The sequence below is a fragment of the Vibrio sp. CK2-1 genome, assembly GCF_021726515.1.
Taxonomy (GTDB): Bacteria; Pseudomonadota; Gammaproteobacteria; order Enterobacterales; family Vibrionaceae; genus Vibrio.
On record NZ_JAKKCJ010000005.1, the window covers coordinates 41,994 to 67,893 of the forward strand.

At 43.3% G+C, this 25,900-nt stretch carries 21 protein-coding genes; 12 read left to right on the forward strand and 9 right to left on the reverse strand.

Features of this window, described 5'->3' with window-relative positions:
* Positions 1-140 precede the first annotated feature (140 nt).
* Entirely contained in the window at positions 141-1,568 is a 1,428-nt protein-coding gene (gene lpdA / locus L3V25_RS13345; RefSeq protein WP_237296008.1) for a dihydrolipoyl dehydrogenase, read from the forward strand.
* A 240-nt stretch (positions 1,569-1,808) separates the two neighbouring features.
* On the opposite strand, the gene L3V25_RS13350 is transcribed toward lpdA, so the two are convergent.
* Positions 1,809-2,417 (reverse strand): TetR/AcrR family transcriptional regulator, encoded by a 609-nt coding sequence (locus L3V25_RS13350; RefSeq protein ID WP_237296009.1) that lies wholly within the window; start codon positions 2,415-2,417, stop codon positions 1,809-1,811.
* A 299-nt stretch (positions 2,418-2,716) separates the two neighbouring features.
* On the opposite strand from L3V25_RS13350, the gene hpt reads away from it, so the two are divergent.
* Positions 2,717-3,247 carry a hypoxanthine phosphoribosyltransferase gene (gene hpt, locus L3V25_RS13355; RefSeq protein WP_237296010.1) on the forward strand — a complete coding sequence of 177 codons (531 nt, stop codon included), beginning with the start codon at positions 2,717-2,719 and terminating at the stop codon, positions 3,245-3,247.
* A gap of 154 nt (positions 3,248-3,401) precedes the next feature.
* Here the strand turns inward: hpt and can are convergent, their stop codons facing one another.
* Complete coding sequence (can, locus tag L3V25_RS13360) at positions 3,402-4,073, reverse strand: carbonate dehydratase (RefSeq protein ID WP_237296011.1); 672 nt, start codon at positions 4,071-4,073, stop codon at positions 3,402-3,404.
* Between the two features lie 95 nt (positions 4,074-4,168).
* Between can and L3V25_RS13365 the strand changes: the two genes are divergently transcribed.
* Both L3V25_RS13365 and L3V25_RS13370 read left to right on the forward strand, forming a co-directional pair.
* The gene (locus L3V25_RS13365; RefSeq protein WP_193001239.1) at positions 4,169-5,122 is read left to right on the forward strand and encodes an ABC transporter ATP-binding protein; all 954 of its coding nucleotides are present in this window, start codon (positions 4,169-4,171) and stop codon (positions 5,120-5,122) included.
* Positions 5,122-5,892: an ABC transporter permease gene (locus L3V25_RS13370; RefSeq protein WP_237296012.1), complete on the forward strand. Its 771-nt coding sequence runs from the start codon at positions 5,122-5,124 to the stop codon at positions 5,890-5,892. Before L3V25_RS13365 ends, L3V25_RS13370 begins: the two co-directional genes overlap by 1 nt.
* A gap of 110 nt (positions 5,893-6,002) precedes the next feature.
* Here the strand turns inward: L3V25_RS13370 and panC are convergent, their stop codons facing one another.
* The 7 genes from panC to sfsA form a co-directional block, all read right to left on the reverse strand.
* Entirely contained in the window at positions 6,003-6,890 is an 888-nt protein-coding gene (panC, locus tag L3V25_RS13375) for a pantoate--beta-alanine ligase (protein WP_237296013.1), read from the reverse strand.
* A gap of 29 nt (positions 6,891-6,919) precedes the next feature.
* The gene (gene panB / locus L3V25_RS13380; protein WP_237296014.1) at positions 6,920-7,714 is read right to left on the reverse strand and encodes a 3-methyl-2-oxobutanoate hydroxymethyltransferase; all 795 of its coding nucleotides are present in this window, start codon (positions 7,712-7,714) and stop codon (positions 6,920-6,922) included.
* Between the two features lie 31 nt (positions 7,715-7,745).
* Positions 7,746-8,231 carry a 2-amino-4-hydroxy-6-hydroxymethyldihydropteridine diphosphokinase gene (folK, locus tag L3V25_RS13385; RefSeq protein WP_237296015.1) on the reverse strand — a complete coding sequence of 162 codons (486 nt, stop codon included), beginning with the start codon at positions 8,229-8,231 and terminating at the stop codon, positions 7,746-7,748.
* Positions 8,228-9,616, reverse strand: coding sequence for a polynucleotide adenylyltransferase PcnB (gene pcnB / locus L3V25_RS13390; RefSeq protein ID WP_237296016.1), 1,389 nt, complete (start codon positions 9,614-9,616; stop codon positions 8,228-8,230). The genes folK and pcnB overlap by 4 nt, the downstream gene beginning before the upstream one ends.
* Before the next feature lie 131 nt (positions 9,617-9,747).
* Positions 9,748-10,626: a tRNA glutamyl-Q(34) synthetase GluQRS gene (gene gluQRS / locus L3V25_RS13395; protein WP_237296017.1), complete on the reverse strand. Its 879-nt coding sequence runs from the start codon at positions 10,624-10,626 to the stop codon at positions 9,748-9,750.
* 81 nt (positions 10,627-10,707) lie between these two features.
* On the reverse strand, positions 10,708-11,157 hold the full coding sequence (dksA, locus tag L3V25_RS13400) for an RNA polymerase-binding protein DksA (RefSeq protein ID WP_237296018.1): 450 nt from the start codon (positions 11,155-11,157) through the stop codon (positions 10,708-10,710).
* 136 nt (positions 11,158-11,293) lie between these two features.
* Complete coding sequence (gene sfsA / locus L3V25_RS13405) at positions 11,294-12,037, reverse strand: DNA/RNA nuclease SfsA (protein WP_237296019.1); 744 nt, start codon at positions 12,035-12,037, stop codon at positions 11,294-11,296.
* Between the two features lie 86 nt (positions 12,038-12,123).
* Between sfsA and hrpB the strand changes: the two genes are divergently transcribed.
* The 8 genes from hrpB to L3V25_RS13445 all read left to right on the forward strand — a co-directional run bounded on the left by hrpB (position 12,124) and on the right by L3V25_RS13445 (position 25,844).
* The gene (hrpB, locus tag L3V25_RS13410; RefSeq protein ID WP_267135496.1) at positions 12,124-14,655 is read left to right on the forward strand and encodes an ATP-dependent helicase HrpB; all 2,532 of its coding nucleotides are present in this window, start codon (positions 12,124-12,126) and stop codon (positions 14,653-14,655) included.
* A 93-nt stretch (positions 14,656-14,748) separates the two neighbouring features.
* Positions 14,749-17,121, forward strand: a complete 2,373-nt coding sequence (mrcB, locus tag L3V25_RS13415) for a penicillin-binding protein 1B (protein ID WP_237296020.1) — start codon at positions 14,749-14,751, stop codon at positions 17,119-17,121.
* Between the two features lie 99 nt (positions 17,122-17,220).
* Positions 17,221-19,515, forward strand: coding sequence for a patatin-like phospholipase family protein (locus L3V25_RS13420; protein WP_237296021.1), 2,295 nt, complete (start codon positions 17,221-17,223; stop codon positions 19,513-19,515).
* A gap of 262 nt (positions 19,516-19,777) precedes the next feature.
* Positions 19,778-22,375 (forward strand): bifunctional aconitate hydratase 2/2-methylisocitrate dehydratase, encoded by a 2,598-nt coding sequence (gene acnB, locus L3V25_RS13425; RefSeq protein WP_237296022.1) that lies wholly within the window; start codon positions 19,778-19,780, stop codon positions 22,373-22,375.
* A gap of 147 nt (positions 22,376-22,522) precedes the next feature.
* On the forward strand, positions 22,523-22,897 hold the full coding sequence (locus L3V25_RS13430; RefSeq protein ID WP_237296023.1) for a YacL family protein: 375 nt from the start codon (positions 22,523-22,525) through the stop codon (positions 22,895-22,897).
* Positions 22,898-23,079: 182 nt separating this feature from the next.
* Positions 23,080-23,418 carry a P-II family nitrogen regulator gene (glnK, locus tag L3V25_RS13435; protein ID WP_027696300.1) on the forward strand — a complete coding sequence of 113 codons (339 nt, stop codon included), beginning with the start codon at positions 23,080-23,082 and terminating at the stop codon, positions 23,416-23,418.
* Positions 23,419-23,444: 26 nt separating this feature from the next.
* Positions 23,445-24,662, forward strand: a complete 1,218-nt coding sequence (locus L3V25_RS13440; RefSeq protein WP_237296024.1) for an ammonium transporter — start codon at positions 23,445-23,447, stop codon at positions 24,660-24,662.
* Positions 24,663-24,830: 168 nt separating this feature from the next.
* Complete coding sequence (locus L3V25_RS13445) at positions 24,831-25,844, forward strand: Fe(3+) ABC transporter substrate-binding protein (RefSeq protein ID WP_237296025.1); 1,014 nt, start codon at positions 24,831-24,833, stop codon at positions 25,842-25,844.
* Positions 25,845-25,900: the final 56 nt, after the last annotated feature.

The following is a 25,900-nucleotide window of genomic DNA, read 5'->3' on the forward strand; positions in this document are numbered from 1 at the left end:
CGTGAATCACTTTTCAGACCGTTAACAAGTCGATAAACTGACTGTAATTCTGAAATAGATAATTCACTCCCGTTTATTCATCATCGTACAAATGGGAACCGTCAGCTTGTCAGGGATTAAATGACTATAACGAGGTCAAAATGAGCAAAGAAATTAAAGCACAAGTCGTGGTACTTGGTGCAGGTCCTGCTGGTTACTCAGCAGCATTCCGTTGTGCAGATTTAGGTTTAGAAACGGTTCTTGTTGAACGTTACAGCACTCTAGGTGGTGTATGTCTAAACGTGGGTTGTATCCCATCAAAAGCATTACTTCACGTTTCTAAAGTAATTGAAGAAGCCAAAGCAATGGCGGAACACGGCGTAGTATTCGGTGAGCCTCAAACTGACATCGATAAAATCCGTGTATGGAAAGATAAAGTAATTACTCAGCTAACTGGCGGTCTTGCTGGTATGGCGAAACAACGTAAAGTAACCGTTGTGAATGGCTTTGGTAAATTCACAGGTCCTAACACCCTAGAAGTGGAAGGCGAAGAAAAAACAACGCTTACTTTTGATAACGCGATCATTGCAGCGGGCTCTCGTCCAATTAAACTGCCATTTATCCCACATGATGACCCACGTATCTGGGATTCAACTGACGCGCTAGAATTGAAAGAAGTACCGAAAAAACTTCTTGTAATGGGCGGCGGTATCATCGGTCTAGAAATGGGTACTGTGTACCACTCGCTAGGTTCTCAAATCGATGTAGTTGAAATGTTTGATCAAGTGATTCCAGCAGCGGATAAAGACGTTGTTAAAGTGTTCACTAAGCAAATCAAAGACAAATTCAACCTAATGCTTGAAACTAAAGTAACCGCGGTTGAAGCGAAAGAAGATGGTATCTACGTTTCAATGGAAGGCAAAAAAGCGCCAGCAGAAGCTGAGCGTTACGATGCCGTTCTTGTTGCGATTGGCCGTGTTCCAAACGGTAAACTAATGGACGCTGAAAAAGCAGGTATCGAAGTTGATGAGCGTGGTTTCATCAATGTTGATAAGCAAATGCGTACTAACGTTCCTCACATCCACGCGATCGGTGACATCGTTGGTCAACCAATGTTGGCTCACAAAGGTGTGCATGAAGGTCACGTAGCGGCTGAAGTTATTTCTGGTAAGAAACACTACTTCGACCCGAAAGTCATTCCATCAATTGCTTACACTGAGCCAGAAGTTGCATGGGTTGGTAAGACTGAAAAAGAAGCAAAAGAAGAAGGTATTAAATACGAAACGGCTACCTTCCCTTGGGCTGCATCAGGCCGTGCAATCGCTTCTGATTGTGCTGAAGGTATGACTAAGCTTATCTTCGATAAAGAAACTCACCGCGTAATCGGTGGCGCTATCGTCGGTACTAACGGTGGTGAATTGCTAGGTGAAATCGGTCTTGCGATCGAAATGGGTTGTGATGCAGAAGATATCGCATTAACTATCCACGCTCACCCAACACTACACGAATCTGTTGGCCTAGCGGCGGAAGTATTTGAAGGTACTATCACTGACCTTCCAAATGCAAAAGCAGTAAAGCGTAAGAAGTAATATATCCTGGCTCGATATTAAGTCGAACTGAGATAAAGAAGAGCCGCACAGGTTAAACTGTGCGGCTCTTTTGTTTTATAATTTAATCTCGAATCTCGAATCTCGAATCTCGAATCTCGAATCTCGAATCTCGAATCTCGAATCTCGAATCTCGAATCTCGAATCTCGAATCTCGAATCTCGAAAAACGACGAATAATCTAAACTAAATAATGGTCTGGTGGCCTTATTAACCAATATGCCTAGCGTTTATAAATACACAACATATCCAAGAAGCTAGTGATCAGCTTGGTTAGGTACTGTTTATCTGGCGTGCGGTTGGCTTGAATAAAGAGGGAATAACATAGGCCATGGAAAAGCTTAGCAATATTACCAGGGTTATGTTTTTCTTCTAATTCGCCATTTTTAATCGCGCTTGAGAAAAGGTCACGGAAATATTGTTGATGCTTCCCATGAGTTGCCACAAATAATGGCCACACATCATCTCGAGTGGAAGTGCTCCATTCAAACCAAATCTTAATCCATTGTGTATCATCTAATACGGTATCGATTAATTGATGGCAAAGGTTGTCTAGATTTTGTCTTACTGGAAGTGAATGATCGATATTTTGATTTAAAAAATCGGCAAAGTGTTGTTCAACGTCGCTTAATACCGCTTCAACAAGATCTTCGCGAGTGGGGAAGTAATTAAAAACGGTGGCGACAGATACTTGGGCTATTTCGGCAATATCCGCATGTCCACCGCGGCCAATACCACGTCGCGCGAATACCTCTATGCCAATTTCTAATAATTGTAATTTTCTTTTTTCTGGGTTTAATCGAGTCCTTGGGCGTTTCGTAATCATATCCATATCAAAAGTCCTAAAATGAGCCTATTTAAGTGTTTCTCACCTAGTTGATTCCGGTATCAAATGTGCGAGATGGATAGCTCTATAAATGAGTATAGTAATGTTTCTTATATTTATTATATGAATAAGTCTACCTTGGTTGATTCATGTGTCAATCTGATTAAAACATCATCAATAGAAAGATTGTCGCGGGTAAAAGTTAACGTTAAGGGCTTGCAGTGCTAGAATAGATAGCTTGACGTCAAAGTTTTGCTGATTGAGTAAAACTTATTTTGCTGCAAAATCTAAATATTGAGAAAAGTATGAAACACACTGTAGAAGTAATGATCTCTGAACAGGAAGTGCAAGATCGAGTGAAAGCGCTAGGCAAGTCTATTGCTGAGCATTATCAAGGATCCGAAAATTTGGTGATTATTGGCCTACTACGTGGTTCGTATGTATTTATGGCAGATTTGTCTCGCTCTATCGAGGTTAATCATCAAATCGATTTTATGACCGCTTCTAGTTACGGAAACAGCATGACTAGTACTCGTGATGTGCGAATCTTAAAAGATCTTGATGATGATATTAAAGGTAAAGACGTACTGTTGGTTGAAGACATCATCGATACTGGCAACACGCTAAGTAAAGTGTGTGAAATTTTAGAAATTCGCGAACCAAACTCAATTGAGATTTGTACTCTTCTTGATAAGCCATCTCGCCGTGAAGTACACGTTGATGCAAAATGGATTGGCTTTGAAATTCCAGATGAATTTGTGGTTGGTGTGGGTATCGACTACGCGCAAAACTACCGTCACTTGCCTTATATCGGTAAGGTAGTGCCACAAGAGTAATAGGAAGAATCAGTAGACTATTCTTGCCAGTGATGTTCACTATGAATCAAGATCATTGGTAGAGTGAAACAAAAGTCAGTATTCTTGCTGTAACAACAAAAAAGAGCGACCAAATCGGTCGCTCTTTTATTAACTATTCACTCGTTTAATTGAGTTATATGTTTAGATTTTCTGGGTTATCTTCATTTAAGATTTTAGCCAGAGAAGCTTGGTGAGAGATTTCAAGTGACTCACGACTGTTGCAACGAACGCCTAGGTCATTAAGAACACCATCACCAATACCGTATACCCAACCGTGAATTTCAATTTTTTGGCCGCGTTCCCAAGCTTGTTGAAGCACGGTAGAGTTACCTAGGTTGTAAACTTGTTCGGCAACGTTGATTTCACACAGTTTATTGGCCCACTCTTCTTTCGGGAATTGGCCAAGCCAGTTACGGTGTTTTAGATATAAATCACGGATGTGCAGCAACCAGTTGTTGATAAGGCCAAGGTTTGGATTATCAATAGATGCTTGTACACCGCCACAACCGTAGTGGCCACAAATGATGATATGTTTAACTTTTAGTACATCGACTGCATATTGAACCACTGATAAGCAGTTGAGGTCAGTATGAATAACTTGGTTTGCCACATTACGGTGAACAAACAATTCACCCGAGTAGAGTCCGGTAAGACGCTCAGCGGGTACTCGACTATCCGAACAACCTATCCATAGGTATTCAGGGTGTTGTGATTCTTCTAATTTAGCGAAAAACTCAGGGCGTTCTGATTTAATCGACTGAGCCCAAGTCGAGTTATTTTCAAATAACTGTTTAATGTCTGGCATGTTATCTTCCTCATTGATCTGCCTAACTATACACAAGACTGATAAAAATCAAATCCGATTTGTGATCAAATCATCAATTCAGGGTAAAAAATATTATGTATGCATTAGAAATTCAAGCGTTACGTAAAGTCTATGCGGGCGGTGTCGAAGCGCTGAAAGGGGTTTCACTCAACGTTGAGCAAGGCGATTTTTACGCACTACTAGGCCCAAATGGCGCAGGTAAATCGACTACCATTGGCGTGATCAGCTCACTAGTTAATAAAACTTCAGGCCAAGTTAAAGTGTTCGGCTATGACATTGATACTGATTTAGTCAAAGCCAAGCAACAACTAGGTTTAGTACCACAAGAATTTAACTTCAACCCATTTGAAACGGTTGAGCAAATCGTGATGCAACAAGCGGGTTATTATGGCGTGTCAGTCTCTTTAGCCAAGGAACGCGCTCAAAAGTACCTCTCGCAGCTCGATCTATGGGAAAAGCGTAATGAGCGTGCACGTAACCTATCTGGTGGTATGAAGCGCCGCTTGATGATTGCTCGCGCATTGATGCATGAGCCTAAGTTACTGATTCTCGATGAGCCAACCGCTGGGGTAGATATTGAGTTACGTCGTTCAATGTGGGAGTTTTTGAAAACGATCAACCAAGAGGGCGTAACGATTATTCTGACGACTCACTACCTAGAAGAAGCGGAAATGCTGTGTCGTAATATCGGCATTATCAACCGCGGTGAAGTAATCGAAAATACTTCGATGAAAGCCTTGTTGAATAAACTGCATGTCGAAACTTTTATTCTTGATCTGCAAGATTGCGAGCAAGCGCCAGTACTTGAAGATGCAAATATCACGCATTTTTCGCCGAACAGCCTAGAAGTAGAAATTGATAAGACTCAGGGCTTAAACCGAGTATTTGAGCAATTAACGGCTCAAGGTGTACAGGTATTATCGATGCGCAATAAAGCCAACCGATTAGAAGAATTATTTGTCACTATCGTACGCAATGGTGAAAAGACAAATGCTGAGAAAAAACAAGCACAAGGAGCAACCCTGTAATGGCAGAGTTATATTGGACTGCATTTAAAAGCTTAGTTACTAAAGAGATTCGTCGCTTTATGCGTATCTGGGTGCAAACTATCGTACCGCCAGCGATCACGATGACTCTGTACTTTATTATTTTTGGTAACTTAATCGGCTCACGCATTGGTGAAATGAACGGCTTCAGTTATATGGAATATATCGTGCCGGGCCTGATCATGATGTCGGTGATCACTAACTCTTATTCCAATGTGGCTTCGTCCTTCTTTAGCGCAAAATTTCAGAAGAACATTGAAGAGTTGCTGGTGGCACCGGTGCCTCATCATATTATTATTTGTGGCTATGTGATGGGCGGGGTAACTCGTGGCTTAATGGTTGGCGCGATGGTAACAGGTGTCTCGCTGTTTTTTGTTGATCTTCAAGTTCATCATTGGTTTATCATTATCTCGACGGTCTTTTTTACCTCGGTAGTGTTTGCACTAGGTGGACTGATTAATGCGGTATTTGCCGATACCTTTGATGATATTTCGATTATTCCGACCTTTGTTTTAACACCACTGACATACCTTGGTGGGGTATTTTATTCGATTAGCCTGCTACCGGAATTTTGGCAAGGCGTGTCGAAAATCAATCCAATCGTTTATATGGTCAATGCTTTCCGTTACGGCTTCCTAGGGGTTTCCGATGTGGGTATCTACACCTCATTTGGCGTATTGATGGTGTTTATCGTGGCACTGTATAGCGTGGCGTATTATTTAGTGTCACGTGGTATTGGTTTACGTAGCTAGATTTTATTTTCAATAAATACCAAAAAGCCTGAACATCTTGTGGAATGTTCAGGCTTTTTTTCTTATCGAGCCACGAGCAGCAGCGCGCCCGAGACTCGAAAAAGGTACAATTACTCTTCTTCCGTGCCGCTTTCTTGACTAGTCTGCGGGTTAAGCTCAACCACTAGGTTATCAATTAAACGTGCTTTACCTAGGAATGCTGACATCAAAATCACAACTTGAGTGGTGTCTTCGCTTGGTAATTGCAGGCTTTCTGCATCACGAATAAAGATTTCATCCGGATCTAAATCTGCTGCACGTAGTTGATCGTTGCCATCTTCTAGTAGCGATGCATAATCATCACGTCCACCACGAATTTGGCTGCCAATCCAACGCATGGTTCTTGCGAGTACTGGGGCTCTTTGACGCTCACTCAAACTTAATAGTCCGTTACGTGAACTCATCGCGAGTCCATCTAATTCACGAACGGTTGGTACGCCGATAACCTCAATATCCAAAGCAAGGTCCATCACCATTTTTTTGATCACGGCTAGCTGTTGGAAATCTTTCTCGCCAAAGCAAGCGACATCCGGTTGAACGATATTAAACAGCTTAGTCACGATAGTGCTTACGCCACGGAAATGCCCTGGGCGAGATGCGCCTTCTAGTATGTGTGATAACCCCGGAACCTCGATAAAGGTTTGTTTATCTAAGCCTTCTGGGTAGATGATTTCTGGCGTAGGTGTGAACACAAAATCGACGCCTTCAGCATTTAGTTTGCTGAGGTCATCATCCAGTGTTCTTGGGTAGTTGTTTAAGTCATCAGAACGCTCAAACTGCATTGGGTTGACAAAAATACTGATCACTACAAGATCTGCGTGTTCACGGGCTTTGCGAACCAGTGTGAGGTGACCTTCGTGTAAGTTGCCCATTGTTGGGACAAAAGCGATACGACGACCATCGCGACGTGCGCTTTTAAGCTGTTCTCTTAGAGAGAGAATATCGGCAAAAGTTTGCATACTTGTTCCTTACTTATATCAGCACAAAACTATTCAAAGCTATGCTCTGGGCCAGGGAATACCCCAGCTTCAACATCTTGAATATATTGCTGAACAGCGGCTTGCATGCTGCCGGTTTCGGTTAAAAAGTTTTTTGAAAATTTAGGCATATAGTTGGCTGAAATACCAAACATGTCATGCATTACTAGAATTTGGCCATCGGTATGTTTTCCTGCGCCAATGCCAATCACGGGAATGTGAAGCTCTTGAGTGACGCGTTTGGCTAATTGACTTGGTACGCACTCTAATACCAGAATTTGTGCACCGGCATTTTGCAGTGCGATGGCATCATCAATAATCTGCTGAGCTTTTTCTTGTTCACGGCCTTGAATACGGAAACCGCCAAAAATATTGACTGATTGCGGCGTTAAGCCAAGGTGAGCACACACTGGTACAGAACGTTCTGTCAGTTGCTTTACGGTTTCAACTAACCAGCTTCCGCCTTCCAGTTTCACCATATTCGCCCCTGAACGCATAAGAACCGCAGCATTTTTATAGGCCTGTTCAGGCGTGGCATAGCTCATAAATGGCATGTCAGCCATTAATAAGCAATTTGGGCTACCAGCGCGCACGCAGCGAGTGTGGTAGGCAATATCTTCAATGGTCACTGGTAAAGTGCTTTCTTCGCCTTGCAGTACCATACCGAGTGAATCGCCAACTAATAATAATGGTATTTCTTGTTGTTCAAACAACTGAGCAAAGCTGGCGTCATAAGCGGTTGATGTCGCAAACTTACGACCATCCTGTTTCCACTTGATTAAAGTGTTAATGGATACTTTTTTCATTATTTGGTCCTTATACAACAAACTTATCGGTCTAAGCTTGCCAAATAGAGAGCCCGTTACGGTCGATACTGTCGAGCAGTGACTTGAGCTCTGTCCCATCCGGGAGAGATAAATTCGGGGCAATTTCAAACAGCGGGTAGATAACAAACTCACGTACTTTCATGCCGTAATGAGGCACGGTTAAACGTTCGTTATCAATCATTTGATCGCCATAAAGCAGAATATCGAGATCTAAGCTTCTTGGTCCCCAACGTTCTTCTTTGCGAACACGCCCTTGTTGTTGCTCGATAGCTTGGGTGTTATCGAGTAGCTCAAGAGGTGATAATTCTGTTTGTATTTCAGCGACGGCATTAATGTAGTCAGGCTGATCTTGTGGGCCCATCGGAGTACTGGAATACAACGACGAGCAAGCAATAAGCTTAATATGGGGATGATCACGCAACGCTTCAATAGCTCGTTTCGCTTGTTCTACTGGTTCGGCTAAATTACTGCCGATGGCAATGTAGGCGGTGATCATTCTTGAGCCTTTGGTTTCGCGATTTTTTTCTTAGCGTGTGGACGTTTACGACGGCGACCAGTGGGTTTTGGCGCGCCTAAGGCTTGTACCATATTTTGACGATGAACCGATGGCGCATCTTGGAACTCTTGCCACCACAAGGCTAATTCTTCGGTTTGGCCTTGTTCGACTTTGCCGCGCATTTCGAGCATATCAAAGCCGGCACGGAACTTATTAAGCTCTAGCATCTGGAAGGCGCGTTTACCGGTTCGACGAGTAAGACGTAGTTGCAGTTGCCAGATATCACGAATGGTTGCGCTATGACGACGTGGGATCGCTAAATGACGCACTTGCTCATCGAGAATATGATTGCTGGCCATCATGATTGCATCGTAATGGCTCATCTTGCGAACTTCGGCTAATTCTTTGGCGTGCTTTTGTAGCGGGTACCATAAGAATGCAGCAAACATAAAGGCAGGGTTAATACGCTTGCCTTCATTGATGCGTTTATCAGTCGACTTTAACGCAATTTCGACCATTTGTTCGACATCAGAATCTTGCTCTGGGGTGAAGTATTGCGCCACAGTAGGGAATAGACTCGAAAATAAATCAAACTCACGCAGTAGTTGGTAGGTTGCCCAACCTTGGCCTGATTGCAGTAGTTTCAGTGACTCTTCAAATAAACGCGCAGCTGGCACACCTGTCATTAAATGAGCAAGCTCTTTGATTGGAGCGGCAGTGTTTGGCTCAATCGTCATATCCAGTTTAGCGGCAAAGCGAATGGCGCGGATCATGCGGACTGGATCTTCACGATAACGGGTTTCCGGATCACCAATCATGCGGACTACGCCAGCTTTTAGATCTTTCACGCCATTGGCGTAATCATGAATGCTGTAATCGGCAATGTTGTAATACATGGCATTGATAGTGAAATCACGACGCTCAGCATCTTCTTCTACCGTGCCGTAGACATTATCGCGTAATAACATGCCTTCTTTTGATTGGGCTGATTGATTCTTTTCAGGCTCTTGATGGTGACCACGGAAAGTGGCAACTTCAATAATTTCGCGGCCAAACATGATGTGTGCCAAACGGAAGCGACGGCCGATTAAACGACAATTGCGAAACAGTTGCTTGATCTGCTCTGGGGTCGCATTGGTGGCAATATCAAAATCTTTTGGCTCTTTGTCTAGCAGTAGGTCGCGTACACCGCCACCGACAAGAAAAGCATCGTAGCCATGATTGTGTAATCGATAGAGCACTTTCAGCGCGTTGTCACTAATGTGAGCGCGCGAAATCGTATGCTCTTGGCGAGTGATAATGTTCAGGTTAACGTCTCCATTTGAGCAGTTCTGCGCTGAGCTCGATTGGTCGGATTTTGTGTTGGTAAATAGTTTACGACACAAATTAGCAGCTTGAGTGAAAATAACCCACCTCAGTAGTGTTGGTAATGCTGCGATGACTAAATTCTACAGCGAGAACAAATATTCAAAGCAAAGCTAAAAATTTCGCCAATGATAGCCTAGCTAGCCTCATTTTAGAATGGTGAATCGACCTTTAGCGAGTTGGGCAGTTGAGCAAGCGTCCAATTTTGGCATCCCCATTGCAATATTTGCTCTATGCTAGCGGACGCAAAGTCACTCGGGAGACTAAAACCAAGAAAGCGCATCACTTGAATTAAAGTGTGCTTGGGGTTCTTGATATCCACCGCTGGCGCATGGTTTTGCTTGGATAATTTATTGCCTTGCGCATCCACCGCTAAAGGTAGATGAATATAGCTGACTTCAGGCTGTTGTAAGGTGCGATACAGGTTAATTTGTCGACCAGTTGGTTCGATTAAATCCGCGCCTCTGACGACTTGTGTGATCCCTTGATCAATATCATCGAGTACTACTGCTAGGTTATAGGCAAATAATCCATCTCGGCGTTTGATAATAAAATCTTCTTGCGCTAATTGCTGCGGGATTTGAATTGTGCCGTGTTTATCATCGTAAAATTGTTGAATGGCTTCATCGACTTTAAGACGGATAGAGCAGTTTTCTGGGCTTTGAATAGCTTGGTCTCGACAAGTTCCTAGGTAAAAACCACCGGATTGCTTAATTTGCTTGCGAGTACATTGGCAGTAATAGGCATGGCCTGATTGTAGCCAAGTTTCGATTTGTTCTTGGTAGCGCTGGTGGCGTTGGCTTTGATAAACCACGGATTGATCCCAGTGCAAACCATAACTTTCTAAAGTAGATAAAATTAAGCTTGCTGCGCCCGGCATTTCTCTCGGAGGATCGAGATCTTCCATTCGAACTAGCCATTGGCCATTTTGTGATTTCGCTTGAAAATAGCTGCCAAGTGCGGCAACTAGTGAGCCAAAGTGTAAAGGCCCAGAAGGGGATGGGGCAAAGCGACCGATATAGGTAGACATCAAATAAATCTTACGTGCAAAAAAATCGCCTCTAAACCTTAGGTTAGATACCGTGGTATAGAGGCGACTTTGATGGTGCTATTAACCTTGCATTTGCTTTTCTTTAAGCTCAGCTAGGGTTTTACAGTCGATACAAAGATCCGCTGTTGGTCTTGCTTCTAAACGACGAATGCCGATTTCAATGCCGCAAGATTCACAGAAACCAAAGTCATCATCTTCGATTTTGATCAGTGTTTTTTCAATTTTCTTGATAAGACGACGCTCGCGGTCACGGTTACGTAACTCTAAGCTGAACTCTTCTTCTTGTGATGCACGGTCAACCGGATCAGGGAAGTTGGCTGCTTCGTCTTTCATATGGCTCATAGTGCGACTAACTTCTTCATGAAGCTGGTCACGCCATGCTTTTAAAATTTTTGAAAAGTGAGCCATTTGCTCTGGTGACATGTATTCTTCACCGGCTTTCTCTTGATATGGCCCAACACCCGCAATGGCTAGAATGCCTAGCGTTTTTTTCTTGTTTAGTTCTGGCATACAGCGCTCCTACTTGCTCTTTTTAACCAATCGCTGGTTAACAAGGGCGGTACATATAGCAGAAAGAATCTTGCTTGGCAAACAAATAGATTGTTGAATGTGAATTTGAATAAAAAGATTTTGATTTAAACAAAGTCTAGTCAATAAATTCAATGGGTGACGCCAATTCTATTCGCTCGGGTGATAGTTGCGCTTTATAGCAGATCACCTCAACACCAACTTCTTTTGCTTGCTTTAAAAGTTGTGAATAATTTGAGTCTATATGGTGGGCGCTAGAGACTTTTTCAATCCCTGAATGCAAAACAGCGAAAAAAAGTACCGCTCTGTGCCCAGATTGCACCATTTCCATTAACTCGCGTAAATGTTTCTGTCCGCGGGTAGTCACCGCATCAGGAAAGAAGCCACGCCCTGCGCCAAATTCATCTTGCAGTAATGTCACGCTTTTCACTTCGATATAGCAATCTTGGTTAGCATGTGGCGATTGCAGAACGGTATTGGAATGAGGCTCCAGCAAGATATCAATGCGGCTGTTTTCACTACCGTATTTCACTTCAGTGCGAAGGTTTTGATAACCCGCCAATTCAGGGATTTTTTGTTGTTCAATCGCTTCGACTACTAAGGCATTGGCTTTGGCGGTATTAATGCAAATAGTGTCGCCTTGTGGCGTGACCGATAACTCCCAACTATTGGGGTATTTGCGCTTAGGATTGTCAGATGTCGAATACCACACTTGATTGCCAGGCTCGGCGCAACCGGTCATGGCTCCAGTATTAGCACAATGCATGGTTTTGATTTCACCATCTGGCAAGGTGACATCGGCAAGAAAGCGCTTATAACGTTTGATTAAAGTGGCAGATTGCAAAGGAGGATAAAAAATCATGATGGTTTTCGATGGCCTTTATTTTGATGGCATTAAGCTTATTGGGTAGAATCAGCGTCAATTCATCATGACATAAGGATTTACCCTTGTCACAACTTCCCATCGTTTCAGTTATCGAGGACTTGCTGTCGACGTTGCGTAGCCATTCGCAAGTGATTCTGAAAGCAGCCCCCGGAGCCGGTAAATCGACCTATCTTCCTAAAGTACTACTGCAGTCTGGTGCGGATGATATTGGGCTACAAGGCAAGATCATCATGATGGAGCCGCGTCGTTTAGCGGCTCGAAATATTGCTCATTACTTGGCAAAGCAACTAGGTGAAAGCGTCGGTCAAACGGTGGGTTTTCGTGTTAAAGGTGAATCGAAAGTCAGTGCCAACACACGTTTAGAAATCGTCACCGAAGGGGTGATGACTCGGATGATCCAAAACGATCCTGAACTTAATGGGATTGGCTTGGTGATTTTTGATGAGTTTCACGAGCGTAGTATTCATGCCGACACTGCGCTGGCTTTTTGTCTGGAAGCTCAACAAGCATTACGTGATGATTTAAAGATTTTATTGATGTCGGCAACCCTAGATCAGCAAGCGCTAAAAAAACTGATGCCTCAATCGGGTTATATCGAATCTGAGGGGAGAGGTTTTCCGATTGAATATCACAATGCCCCTTTAGCCGCCAATCAATACCTAGTGCCGCGACTCACTCAACTTATTCCTTTATGGCTAGCAAAAGAGCCTGGCTCGATGTTGGTGTTTCTGCCCGGCGCGCGGGAAATTCGTCAATTAGCTGCCAATCTTGAAGATCTCGATTTATCTGAATCAAGTCTATCAGAGCAAGGCATTGATATTTGTCCTTTGTACGGCCAACTCGATGCCAAGGCGCAGCAATCGGCTATCGCAGCCAGTGAATCCGGGCGACGAAAAGTCGTGTTGGCAACTAATATTGCTGAGACCAGTTTAACCATTGAAGGCATTCGTATGGTGATGGATTCGGGGTTCGAGCGTGTGGCAAGGTTTGACCCGAAAACCGGTATCACGCGGCTGGAACAAGCAATGATTGCACAATCTTCGGCCGAGCAAAGGGCTGGACGAGCCGGGCGACTAGAAGCGGGTGTTTGTATTCGTTTATACAGCCAAGAAAGCCTTAAGCAGCAACCGGTTGTGCCACAAGCAGAAATTCTGCATAGCGATTTAACTAGCCTACAAATGGAATTGCTGTTTTGGGGAGCCAATGCTGCCGATGAGCTGTCTTGGCTTGATCTACCTCCACAATCAAACTTGCAACAAGCCAAAGGGTTATTGAAATCGCTAAGGTTAGTGAATCCTCAAGGACAATTGACTACTTATGGTCAACACAGTCAAAAGTTAGGAGTAGAGCCTCGTTTCGCGGCAATGTTGCTCAGAGCGAAAGATTTAGGCGATGACTACTACCATACTGCATTAGCGACACTGGCGATGTTAGAAGAGCCGGAAAAGAACAGCCAAGATATCACTCAAGATTGGCATCGTTGGAGCCAAGGTAGTCACAATAAAACTGCTGTTTTAGTGCGTCGTAGTCAGCAAGTCGGTAGAGCTTGTGGCGTGCTATTTGATATTAAGCAGGTGGATAGTCAGTTAATTGGTAGTTGTGTTGCGCTGGCTTTTCCTGATCGCATCGCTCAGAGTCGAGCAAATGGTCAAGGTCAGTTTTTATTGGCCAATGGTCATGGCGCAACTATGGATGAGCGACATGGATTAGCGAATTACTTTTTATCGAATAAGCCTCACCTTGAGAGTGACTTAATCGTGGCGATCGATTTAATGCGTCCTTCTCATTCGATGGCCAGTCAGATCTTTCGTGCGGTGAGAGTCGCAAAGCAAGATATCGAACGGATCTTTACTGAGCAAATAGAAAGTGTCGATCATGTTCAATGGCTAGAAGCAAGAGGCTGTGTCAGCGCGGAAAAACAACGCCGATTAGGGGCTTTAGTCTTAGAAAAGCAAGTCATTAACGATATCGACCCGTTACTTAAGCAAGCGGCTATTCTCGATTATATTCGCCGCAAAGGTTTATCGGTACTGTCTTGGGATAAATCTAGCACTAACTTATTGAATCGAATTAGAAATGGCATTGAATGGATGCCAGAGCAAGATTGGCCTGCGATGAGTGATGACATTCTTTTAGCAAAACTCGAACAATGGCTTGAGCCTTACATGGTAGGAATAGATAGCGTTGCCAAAATAAAGCAAATACCGTTATCGCAAGCGTTATTGTCGTACCTAGGTTGGCCACTCAATCAAGAAATTGATAACTGGTTACCCACGCATTACCGTTTACCTACGGGTACTAACAAAGCCATTCGCTATCAAGCGGGCGCGGAGCCAGTACTCTCAGTTCGCATGCAAGAAGTGTTTGGTGAGTCGGATTCACCATTAATTGCTCAAGGACGCAAAAAGCTCGTGCTAGAATTGCTTTCTCCGGCGCAACGCCCTTTGCAGATCACTCAAGACTTAGCGGGATTTTGGCAAGGGGCATATAAAGAAGTACAAAAAGAAATGAAAGGGCGTTATCCCAAACATGTTTGGCCGGATGATCCAGCTAATCATGTCGCCACGACTAAAACAAAACGACATTTTTCGTAAATTGAGATGGCTCGGCCGTCATATCATGGATGTTGCACGTACTATACCTTGACGTTACTTGGCTATATGCGTCGCAAATAAAAAGGCAATACATTGAACACACCAAAGAAAACCACCACAACGCGCCGTAAACCTGCGGCAAAATCAACCGCTAAATCGACTCGTAAAGCAGGGCCTGCCCGAGGGCGAAAAACGCCACCGAAGAAAAAAACATGGTTGCAAAAGCTATGGAGCATCGGTTGGAAATTAGGCTTAGTGTTTATCGCCTTTATGGTGGCAGCAGGGTTTTATTTAAATGGTGTGGTGACGCAACGTTTTGCTGGGCAATTATTTGAACTGCCAACCGTCGTGTACGCCAGAGTGATGACCCTTGAGCCGGGTAGTAACCAGACGATCACCAAAGTGCGTCAGGAGCTTGATGTTCTGAATTACCGTAAAGTCGCCAATCCAATGCGTGAAGGTGAATACTCTGCCTCATCGACCAAAATTGAGTTATTCCGTCGCCCGTTTACCTTTGAAAATGGTCCGGAGCCAGCACGTCATGTGATGATGTACTTTGATAATAACGGCCTGAAGCGCATCCAATCATTAGAATCAAAAGCAGATTTAGGTTTCTTACGCATTGAGCCGAAAATGCTCGGTATGCTAGAAGCGAAAAAGCAAGAAACCCGCTTATTCTTAAAACGTGAGCAATTTCCTGAAGCTATGGTAGCGGCGTTACTTTCAACCGAAGACCGTGATTTCTACCAGCATGGCGGGGTCGCACCATTAGCGATTGCTCGTGCTTTTGTTGTTAACTTAAAAGCTGGGCGTGCGGTACAAGGTGGTAGTACTTTAACTCAGCAATTGGCGAAAAACTTATTCTTAAGTAGCGAGAAGACCTTATGGCGTAAGTTTAAAGAAGCTTATATTGCGGTGATTTTAGATTATCGTTTTAGCAAAGATAAAATTTTAGAAGCTTACTTAAATGAAGTGTACCTAGGTCAAAATGGCGGAGAAGCGATCCACGGTTTTGCCTTGGCCTCGCGTTATTATTTTGGTCAGCCGCTACAAGAGTTACGTATCGATCAATTGGCTATGCTAGTTGGTATGGTGAAAGGACCATCTTATTACAATCCAATTCGCCACCCTGAACGAACTCAAGAGCGTCGAGACTTAGTGCTTGAGCTGATGATGACGCAAAACATCTTAACCGCGTCACAGTACAGCCAGGCGGTCAGTCGAGATCTTGATTTGCAAAACAACCCACACCTAGGTAAGCGTCAACCGGCTTATTTTGAGCAATTACAACGCGAGCTAAAAGATAAGGTCGGCGATAAATTTAAAGCCGATACTGGGTTACGTTTGTTTACGACGCTAGATCCGGTTTCACAAACCTACCTTGAACAAGCGGTGACTAAGACGCTGCCACAATTAGAGCAACGCTCTGGTAAAGGCTTACAAACTGCGGTAGTTGCCGTTGATCGCCAAACTGGTGAAATTCGCGCCATGATAGGTGGTCGTAATAGTGGCTTTGATGGCTTTAACCGTGCTTTAAGCGCCAGCCGTCAGATAGGCTCACTCGCTAAACCTTCAGTGTATTTAACCGCGTTAGAGCAACCAGAAAAATACAACCTAGGTACTACGATTGATGATAAAGCGATCACCTTAACCAATAAGCAAGGTAAGACTTGGTCGCCGAAAAACTATGACCGTAAATTCCGTGGTGAAGTGCCTTTGTATCAAGCGATGGCGCGCTCTCTTAACGTTCCTACCGTGAATCTTGGTATGCAACTAGGCATTCCTGCGGTGATGGAAACGTTGACTAAGCTCGGTATTGATAAGCAAGAAATTCGCCCTGTTCCTTCGATGTTTTTAGGTTCATTTACCTTGACGCCATATCAAGTGTCACAAATGTTCCAGACAATCACCAATTCAGGTAAACGAGCGCCATTAACCGCATTAAGAACAGTAATGGATGTGGATGGCAATGTGTTATATGAAAGCATACCGAGAGCATCGCAGCAGGTACCTCAGCAAGCGGCATGGCTGACGACTTATATTATGAAAAAGGTTGTCAGCGAAGGCACCAGTCGTTCTTTACAAGGACAGTATGGTTGGGCAACTCTCGCAGCGAAAACGGGTACCAGTAATGATAGCCGTGACAGTTGGTTTGTTGGAGTCGATGGCCGTGAAGTAGTCACGATTTGGACTGGTCGTGATGACAATAAACCGACCAAATTAACCGGCGCCAGTGGCTCATTAAGAACTTATGCTAATTATCTAGCTCAGCGTGCACCGGAACGTTTAACCTTGCCGTGGCCTAGTAAAATTGTCACCACTCATTTTGAACAAACTCAGTCTGGTGGCTATCAAGCAGATTGCGGCGGTGATATTGAATTACCCCAGTGGGATGTGAACGGTGATCTCAAAGATCAATGTAAAAACAACCCAAGCCGTTGGTTGAAGTCGTTATTTGATTTTTAATAGCGGAATTTTTATGAGGTTGTGATTTAATAGACCGCTGCTGAAACTCACTTTTGTGAATATGGATATCGGCTATTCAATATTAATAAGGATGTTTTGTTGAAAATCGCGCGTTTGTTATTTGGAATTGTCACGCTTCCACTAGTGTGTTGGTCGGTTAATGCCCAACAAGTGATGCCTGATGGCTCGACCCGACCTACTATTGCAGTCGTGTTAGCGGGCGGTGGAGCCAAAGGCGCAGCGCATATTGGGGTACTACAAGCGTTAGAAGAAATGCATATTCCGGTCGATATTGTTACTGGTACCAGCATGGGGTCTTATGTTGGTGGTCTTTACGCACTAGGGATGAGCGCTGAAGAAATCGAAGAAACCGTACAAAGTATTGATTGGAACTCTGGTTATCATGATCGAGTAGGGCGTAGTGAGCGCCGAGTTCGTGATAAAGAATACGATGACCGTTATCAGTTACATACCGATCTAGGTTTACGTTGGCTTGAAGTTAAAATGCCTAAAGGCGTGGTTCAAGGCCAAAATATGCTACAAATCTTACGCCAAAGTACAGGTAACCTCCCACCTTTTGATTCCTTTGATGAGTTACCCGTTCATTACCGTGCTGTTGCCACCGATATTGTTAATTTAAAACCTGTTGTGATGGGCGATGGTGAAATTGTTGATGCCATGATGGCAAGTATGTCAGTACCCGGTGCGCTACCTCCATATCAATATAAAGGTATGTTGCTAGTAGATGGTGGGGTGACCGACAATATGCCGGTGGAGTTGGCTCGTTCGATGGGGGCAGATGTCGTTATTGCTGTCGATATCAGTACTGATTACCAAACCGAAGACCAACTAAAAACGTTTTTAAATGTCGGTAATCAGTTGTCCAATTATCTGGTGCGGCGTAGTACTCAAGCACAAAGCGATCTGTTAACACCAAATGATGTATTGCTGCATCCTGCTGTCGGGAAAATGAGTACCACAGACTTTTCACAAATGCCCGAAGCCTACGATAAAGGCTATCAAGCGGCAGTCGAACAAAAACCGCAATTACAGAGATACTCCATTTCAGCTGATAACTATGAATCTTATCAGCTAGCTAAGCTTGCCAAGAGAAAGCAATTTAAACGTGGGCCTGAGTTAGAAATCAAACAAGTTCATGTCGAAAATAATAGTCATTACCACGAAAATGTATTGTTAAACCGTTTAGGGATTAAGCCTGGGGAACAGTACACCAGTGAAGAAATAGAACTGAAAATTCGTGATTTATATGCCCTCGATCGTTTCGAACGTGTTTCTTATAGCTACAAAGACAATAAAGATGGAACGACAGACCTTAATATTCAGGTTAATGAAAAAGAGTGGGGGCCAAACTACGTCGATTTTCGTTTCTTTATGGAAGATAACTTTAAAAGTTCCAGTAAGTATTCGATTGGTTTAACCAGTAATTTTACCGATATAGGAAGTCTTGGCGCGGAATTGCGCAGTAATGTTGAAATTGGAACCGATAAGCTTTTTGGGCTTGAGCTGTATGTTCCCTTTACTTATAACCAAAATTACTTCATTTCAGCGGCATCCACTTATAGTGACGAAAAATCTAACTTCTTTATCCCAGATGCGAATAACCCTAACCAAGACTCAGAAGGCAGTACCCAGTTAACGGATACCGAAAATTCATTACCGATTGATTATAAGAAGTGGATCGGTGATCTCTCTATTGGTTATCAACCAACGTTATGGCAAGAAATTCGTTTAGGTATTCGTTATACCAACGGCAATACTAGTCTTACAGGTTTACCTTCATTTGGTGATAGTGACTACACTCGCCAGGGGGCTTATGTTCGATATCGTCTAGACACACTGGATGACTTTAGTTTTCCGAGTAAAGGCTATTATGCTGATGTAGAGTACTTATACTCTAGCGATAAGTATGATGGTGAATCGAGTGAGATCGCATCTGAAATTAACACCAACTTTATGATTGCTAAAAGTTATCAAAAGCATTCATTAGTTGGCCGATTTGAATACAGTGTGGTGGATACAGAAAGCGAAGGTGTACCAATAGATCCTCTAGAACTTGGTGGCTTTTTGCATTTATCGGGTATTCCAAGAGACAGTTTATTAGGGCGAAATAAAGCTTATACCAGTTTAGTGTACCGTTATAAGTGGTTTGAAAATGATTTTGGTTTATTCCGTTCTCCCGTATATCTGGGAGCGTCATTAGAGTATGGCGGGGTATGGACTAATTCTGATTCTAACTGGAACAGTGACTCTATGTATGTCGCCGGATCGGCTTTTACAGGGGTTGATTCACCGATTGGCCCGATCATTTTAGCTTATGGTCAAACCGAGCAAGGTTTTAACTCAGCGTACTTGATAATAGGCTCTACTTTCTAACCCTATAGTAAAAAAGGCGGGGTTTGACTAAGTTTTTCAGCAACTTTAGTTCCAGTTTGCTAGCTTGGTCAAACTCGCAAGATTTTAATTTTTCGTTAAATTTGTTATTCTCCAACCAACACTTTGGCTCCGACCGTATTCGATTATTAAGAATCAGCCATAATACTAATTCATAATAAAACATGGGCAGGAAGCCAAATTTCCAAGGATGTTTACCCTTTATCACAAATAGAAGGGTCGACCGCAATGAGAGGAATGAGTCGTGCTTGAAGCCTACCGTAAACACGTCGAAGAGCGTGCCGCTGAAGGAATTGTCCCAAAACCTTTAGACGCAGAGCAGGTCGCTGCTTTGGTAGAACTACTGAAAAATCCACCTCAAGATGAAGAAGAGTTTATTCTTGATCTGTTTGTTAACCGTATCCCACCTGGCGTTGATGAAGCCGCTTATGTTAAAGCTGGTTTTTTAACTGCCGTCGCGAAAGGCGAAGCTGAATCTCCATTAATTTCTCGTGAAAAAGCCGCTGAATTGCTAGGTACTATGCAGGGCGGTTATAACATCGAGCCATTAGTGAGCTTTTTAGATGATGAGCTACTCGCGCCGATCGCGGTAACCGCACTTAAGCAAACATTACTGATGTTCGATGCTTTCCATGATGTGGAAGAAAAAGCCAAAGCAGGTAATGAATCTGCGAAAGAAGTGATGCAATCATGGGCGGATGCAGAATGGTTCTTAAACAAACCTAAACTTGAAGATAAAGTAACCTTAACTGTCTTTAAAGTAACAGGTGAAACCAACACTGATGATCTATCTCCGGCACCGGATGCATGGTCTCGTCCTGATATCCCGCTTCATGCTTTAGCAATGCTAAAAAATGAACGTGAAGGTATTAACCCTGATGATGCAGGTAATGTTGGTCCAATTAAACAAATTCAAGAACTAGAAGAAAAAGGTCATCCACTAGTTTATGTGGGCGATGTTGTTGGTACTGGTTCTTCTCGTAAATCGGCGACTAACTCAGTGCTTTGGTTTATGGGACACGATATACCATACGTGCCAAACAAACGCGCGGGTGGTTTCTGCCTAGGTGGTAAAATTGCGCCTATCTTCTTCAACACTATGGAAGATGCGGGTGCACTACCTATCGAGCTTGATGTATCTAAAATGAACATGGGTGATGTGATTGATATTTATCCTCATGAAGGAAAAGTATGCAAGCACGGCACTGATGAAGTGATTTCTACCTTTAAGCTAAAAACTGACGTACTTTACGATGAAGTCCGTGCTGGTGGTCGTATTCCATTGATCATCGGTCGTGGTCTAACCGATCGCGCTCGTACTTCTTTAGGTCTTGAGCCTTCAGAAGTGTTCCGTCGTCCTGTACCGGTTGCTGAATCTGACAAAGGCTTTACGCTTGCTCAGAAAATGGTAGGTAAAGCATGTGGTGTGACAGGCGTTCGTCCTGGCACTTACTGTGAGCCTAAAATGACCACAGTCGGTTCTCAAGATACGACTGGCCCAATGACGCGTGATGAGCTTAAAGATCTGGCTTGTCTAGGTTTCTCTGCAGACTTAGTGATGCAGTCTTTCTGTCATACGTCAGCTTATCCAAAACCAGTTGATGTGAATACCCACCATACGCTACCGGATTTCATTATGAACCGTGGCGGTGTATCGCTTCGTCCGGGTGATGGTATCATTCACTCATGGTTAAACCGTATGCTTCTACCTGATACCGTTGGTACTGGTGGTGACTCGCATACTCGTTTCCCTCTTGGTATTTCATTCCCAGCCGGTTCTGGTCTTGTTGCCTTTGCTGCTGCCACTGGTGTGATGCCATTGGATATGCCTGAATCTGTTTTAGTACGCTTTAAAGGCGAAATGAAACCAGGTATTACCTTGCGTGATCTTGTTCATGCGATCCCTTACTACGGTATCCAACAAGGTCTACTAACGGTTGAAAAAGCCGGTAAGATCAATGAATTCTCTGGTCGCGTACTAGAAATTGAAGGTCTTGAGCACCTAACGGTAGAGCAAGCATTTGAGCTTTCTGATGCTTCAGCGGAACGTTCTGCTGCCGGTTGTACGGTGAAACTTTCAGAAGAGTCGATTGCTGAATACCTTAATTCAAACATCGTGATGCTGAAGTGGATGATCTCTGAAGGTTATGGTGATGTTCGTACGATTGAACGTCGTATCACAGCAATGGAAGAGTGGTTAGCTAAACCTGAGCTAATGAGCGCTGATAAAGATGCTGAATATGCTCATGTGGTTGAAATTGACCTAGCAGAGATTGATCAACCAATCCTTTGTGCGCCAAACGATCCAGATGATGCTCGCCTGCTTTCTGATGTTCAAGGTACTGAAATTGATGAAGTATTCATCGGTTCTTGTATGACTAACATTGGTCACTTCCGCGCGGCTGGTAAGTTACTGGAAAAACACAAAGGTGAATTAGATACTCGCCTATGGGTAGCGCCACCAACTAAGATGGATAAAGATCAGCTAATCGAAGAAGGTTACTACGGTATCTTCGGACGTGCTGGGGTTCGTATTGAAACTCCGGGCTGTTCATTATGTATGGGTAACCAAGCACGTGTTGCTGAGAAATCGACCGTAATGTCGACTTCAACGCGTAACTTCCCGAACCGCTTGGGTAATGGTGCGAATGTATTCTTAGCGTCTGCTGAACTATCAGCAGTGGGTGCAATTCTGGGTCGTATCCCGACTAAAGAAGAGTACTTAAGCTATGCTGAGCAAATTAATGCGACAGCTGCAGATACATACCGCTATCTGAACTTCCATCAGATGAAGCATTACACCGATAAAGCTGACACAGTGATTTTCCAAGAGCCAGCATAACGGCCTTGAGTTAATTTACTTACGTTATAAAACCGCTGAGCAATCAGCGGTTTTTTTCGTTTAGAGAGAAAAGGTCGCCAAGTCGCATTTCCAATCATTACCAAGTAAACTCTCAATATCCTCCTAAAAATAAAAAAGTGCTCCGTTATGGACTTTGAATTTAAGAAAAATACCTTAGATGGTAGCTATCGTGTGGTGTTCTCTTCAGGACATGAAGCCATTGGCCATTGGTTAATTGAAGAAATCGGTACCGATACCGCTAAGCTTGATAGCGTTTTGCAACAAATTGGTGCACAGAGAAATATTAACCAAGAATGGCGATTATTAGGCCAAGATTGGAGTTTGTTTCTTGAGCAGAATGAAGTGCATATTTCTTCTAACCATTTGTTAAGTCATGAAGCCTCTATTTATGAAGAAGAGAGAGAGGATGATCTTTCTGCTTATGATGAAGAAAGTGAATCATGGTGTGGTATCGAAGACTTTGAACAAGTTTTGCATTCTTGGCGTGCATTTGTCGCCTAATCTTTCTTTTTCTCCCTCCTTGCTATTTTATTGTGAATCGCGCGCACTATTATGGTGCGCATGATTTCCCCCTTAAATTCCCACTCATTATCTATTCCCTTTAAATCAACAGCTTATAAAGTTGGCACGCAACTTGAAAGCATTGTAAATGTTAAAGGAATGCATCATGACGAGGGAATGCAATGAAATTAATTAGTGCAATAATCAAACCGTTTAAATTAGACGATGTCCGTGAAGCGTTAGCTGATGTAGGCATTGAGGGTATGACTGTTTCTGAAGTGAAAGGCTTTGGACGTCAAAAAGGCCATACAGAGCTGTATCGTGGCGCGGAATATCAAGTGGATTTCTTACCGAAAGTGAAGGTAGAAATTGCCACTCAAAGTGACAATGTGGATCGTGTGATTGAAGCGATTATGAAAGCCGCACAAACCGGTAAAATCGGCGATGGTAAAATTTTCGTCTTTGATCTGCAGCAAGCAGTTCGTATTCGTACTGGCGAAATGGACGACGAAGCACTTTAAAGGATTAAGGGACGGAGAATTAAGATATGGAAATTGTAGAAATCAAATACGCGTTAGATACGTTTTTCTTACTGATATCTGGTGCGCTAGTCATGTGGATGGCAGCAGGTTTTGCCATGTTAGAAGCGGGTTTAGTTCGTTCAAAAAATACCACAGAAATTTTAACTAAAAACTTTGTACTGTTTGGTATTGCTTGCACCATGTTCTTATTGGTCGGCTATAACATCATGTACGTTGGTAATGCAGAAGGCGGCGTGTTCCCATCATTTGGCGGCCTGATTGGCTCTCAAAGTGAAGGTGCTTCACACTCTTTAGAATCAGACTTTTTCTTCCAGGTAGTGTTTGTCGCGACAGCAATGTCAGTGGTATCTGGTGCAGTAGCAGAGCGTATGAAACTGTCTACTTTCTTGATCTTTAGTGTGGTGTTAACTGGCTTTATCTACCCAATTGAAGGTTACTGGACTTGGGGCGGTGGTTTCTTATCTGCTGCTGGTTTCAGTGATTTTGCAGGCTCAGGTATTGTTCACCTCGCGGGTGCAGCAGCGGCATTAGCGGGTGTGTTACTACTGGGCGCACGTAAAGGTAAATACGGCAAGAATGGTGAAGTTCACCCAATTCAAGGTTCAAACATGCCGCTAGCTACGCTAGGTACATTTATCCTTTGGTTTGGTTGGTTTGGCTTTAATGGTGGTTCTCAGCTAGCGTTATCTTCAGCGGCGGATGCAACAGCAATTGGTCAAGTTTACTTAAACACTAATGCGGCTGCGGCGGCTGGTGCGGTTGCTGCTTTGATTACTGTGAAACTGATTTGGGGCAAAGCTGATCTTACTATGATCCTTAATGGTGCATTAGCAGGTCTAGTTGCGATTACGGCAGACCCAGCATCACCATCTCCAGTAATGGCGTTAGTGGTTGGTGCAATTGCCGGCGTATTAGTTATCTTTAGTATCTTATTCCTAGATAAAGTGAAGATTGATGATCCAGTGGGTGCTATCTCTGTGCACGGTGTGTGTGGTGTCTTCGGTCTACTAATGGTTCCATTTAGTAATTCTGATGCAACGTTTGGCGCGCAAATTTACGGTGCGGTAGTTATCTTTGCATGGGTATTTGGTGCTAGCTTAGTAGTTTGGAGTATCTTGAAAGCTACTATGGGCATCCGTGTTAGTGAAGAAGAAGAAATGGATGGCGTTGATATGCACGATTGTGGTGTCGCAGCTTACCCAGAGTTCACTTCAACTAAGTAATTTATCGTTCGATTAAGTTACATCGTTATACTCTGTTACAAAGCCCTGCTCATTTGAGTGGGGTTTTTCATTTTTGTGAGCTACCAACGGTTGAGTTAAATCCTATTCTCCATATAATAAACGCATTGATAATTGTTATCACTTACATTTAGTTTAAGGATGAGTTTAATGAAAAAGCTGTTACTAGCCTCTGCGGTTACCGCAACGACTTTCGCCCCTATCGCTATGGCTGCAGAAGAAGTGAATGTCTATTCTTACCGTCAACCGTTTCTTGTTGAGCCAATGCTAAAAGAGTTTACTGAAGAAACTGGCATTAAAGTAAATGTGAAATTTGCTAAAGATGGTTTGGCAGAAAAACTGGTTCAAGAAGGCGAGTACAGCCCTGCTGACGTGGTACTTACTGTTGATATTAGCCGTTTAGCTGAGTTGAGTGATAAAGAAGTTGTTCAAGCTGTTAATAGCGATGTGATTAATGGCAATATCCCATCTCAATATCGTGATAAAGAAGGCGAGTGGTTTGGTGTGACAACACGTGCTCGTGCGGTTTATTCATCAAAAGATCGTGTAGGCAAGCTACCTGCTTCATTTGATTATATGGATTTAGCGAAACCTGAATATAAAGGCAAGATTTGTACTCGTCCAGGTAAGCACCCATACAACGTTTCTTTAGTATCGGCGATGATTGGTCACCATGGTGAAGCGGAAACAAAAGAATGGCTAGAAGGCGTAAAAGAGAATTTAGCACGTAAACCACAAGGTAATGACCGTGGACAGGTTCAAGCGATTAAAGAAGGCTTGTGTGATTACTCTATCGGTAATAGCTACTACCTAGGTAAAATGCTTGAAGATGATAAGCAAAAAGCATGGGCTGAAGCGGTATACATCAACTTCCCAGGTCAAGAAGCCTTTGGTACGCACGTAAACATCAGTGGCATGGCGATGGCAAAATATGCGCCGAATAAAGAGAATGCGCTCAAACTTATGGAGTTCTTATCTGGTGATGCTGCACAGAAAATGTATGCTAAAGATAACTTTGAATCTCCAGTTAAGCAGGGTGTTGAAGCTTCGGAATTAGTGGCATCTTGGGGTGACTATAAAGCGGATGATTTATCGCTAGATGAAATTGCCGCTCACCATGAAGCTGCAGTGAAATTATTGGATGAAGTAAAATTTGATCTGTAATTTTAGTCAAAGTTAAATCGAAAATGAAAGGGGGAGCTTAGGCTTCCCTTTTGTGG

What these genes read in the sequence shown, in the direction of transcription:
- sfsA (WP_237296019.1), bottom strand. Translation starts at nt 12,037, where the DNA reads ATGATTTTTTATCCTCCTTTGCAATCTGCCACTTTAATCAAACGTTAT.
- dksA (WP_237296018.1), bottom strand. Translation starts at nt 11,157, where the DNA reads ATGCCAGAACTAAACAAGAAAAAAACGCTAGGCATTCTAGCCATTGCG.
- L3V25_RS13370 (WP_237296012.1), top strand. Translation starts at nt 5,122, where the DNA reads ATGGCAGAGTTATATTGGACTGCATTTAAAAGCTTAGTTACTAAAGAG.
- panC (WP_237296013.1), bottom strand. Translation starts at nt 6,890, where the DNA reads ATGCAAACTTTTGCCGATATTCTCTCTCTAAGAGAACAGCTTAAAAGC.
- panB (WP_237296014.1), bottom strand. Translation starts at nt 7,714, where the DNA reads ATGAAAAAAGTATCCATTAACACTTTAATCAAGTGGAAACAGGATGGT.
- glnK (WP_027696300.1), top strand. Translation starts at nt 23,080, where the DNA reads ATGAAATTAATTAGTGCAATAATCAAACCGTTTAAATTAGACGATGTC.
- L3V25_RS13440 (WP_237296024.1), top strand. Translation starts at nt 23,445, where the DNA reads ATGGAAATTGTAGAAATCAAATACGCGTTAGATACGTTTTTCTTACTG.
- L3V25_RS13365 (WP_193001239.1), top strand. Translation starts at nt 4,169, where the DNA reads ATGTATGCATTAGAAATTCAAGCGTTACGTAAAGTCTATGCGGGCGGT.
- L3V25_RS13350 (WP_237296009.1), bottom strand. Translation starts at nt 2,417, where the DNA reads ATGGATATGATTACGAAACGCCCAAGGACTCGATTAAACCCAGAAAAA.
- gluQRS (WP_237296017.1), bottom strand. Translation starts at nt 10,626, where the DNA reads ATGTCTACCTATATCGGTCGCTTTGCCCCATCCCCTTCTGGGCCTTTA.
- L3V25_RS13430 (WP_237296023.1), top strand. Translation starts at nt 22,523, where the DNA reads ATGGACTTTGAATTTAAGAAAAATACCTTAGATGGTAGCTATCGTGTG.
- hpt (WP_237296010.1), top strand. Translation starts at nt 2,717, where the DNA reads ATGAAACACACTGTAGAAGTAATGATCTCTGAACAGGAAGTGCAAGAT.
- lpdA (WP_237296008.1), top strand. Translation starts at nt 141, where the DNA reads ATGAGCAAAGAAATTAAAGCACAAGTCGTGGTACTTGGTGCAGGTCCT.
- L3V25_RS13445 (WP_237296025.1), top strand. Translation starts at nt 24,831, where the DNA reads ATGAAAAAGCTGTTACTAGCCTCTGCGGTTACCGCAACGACTTTCGCC.
- can (WP_237296011.1), bottom strand. Translation starts at nt 4,073, where the DNA reads ATGCCAGACATTAAACAGTTATTTGAAAATAACTCGACTTGGGCTCAG.
- folK (WP_237296015.1), bottom strand. Translation starts at nt 8,231, where the DNA reads ATGATCACCGCCTACATTGCCATCGGCAGTAATTTAGCCGAACCAGTA.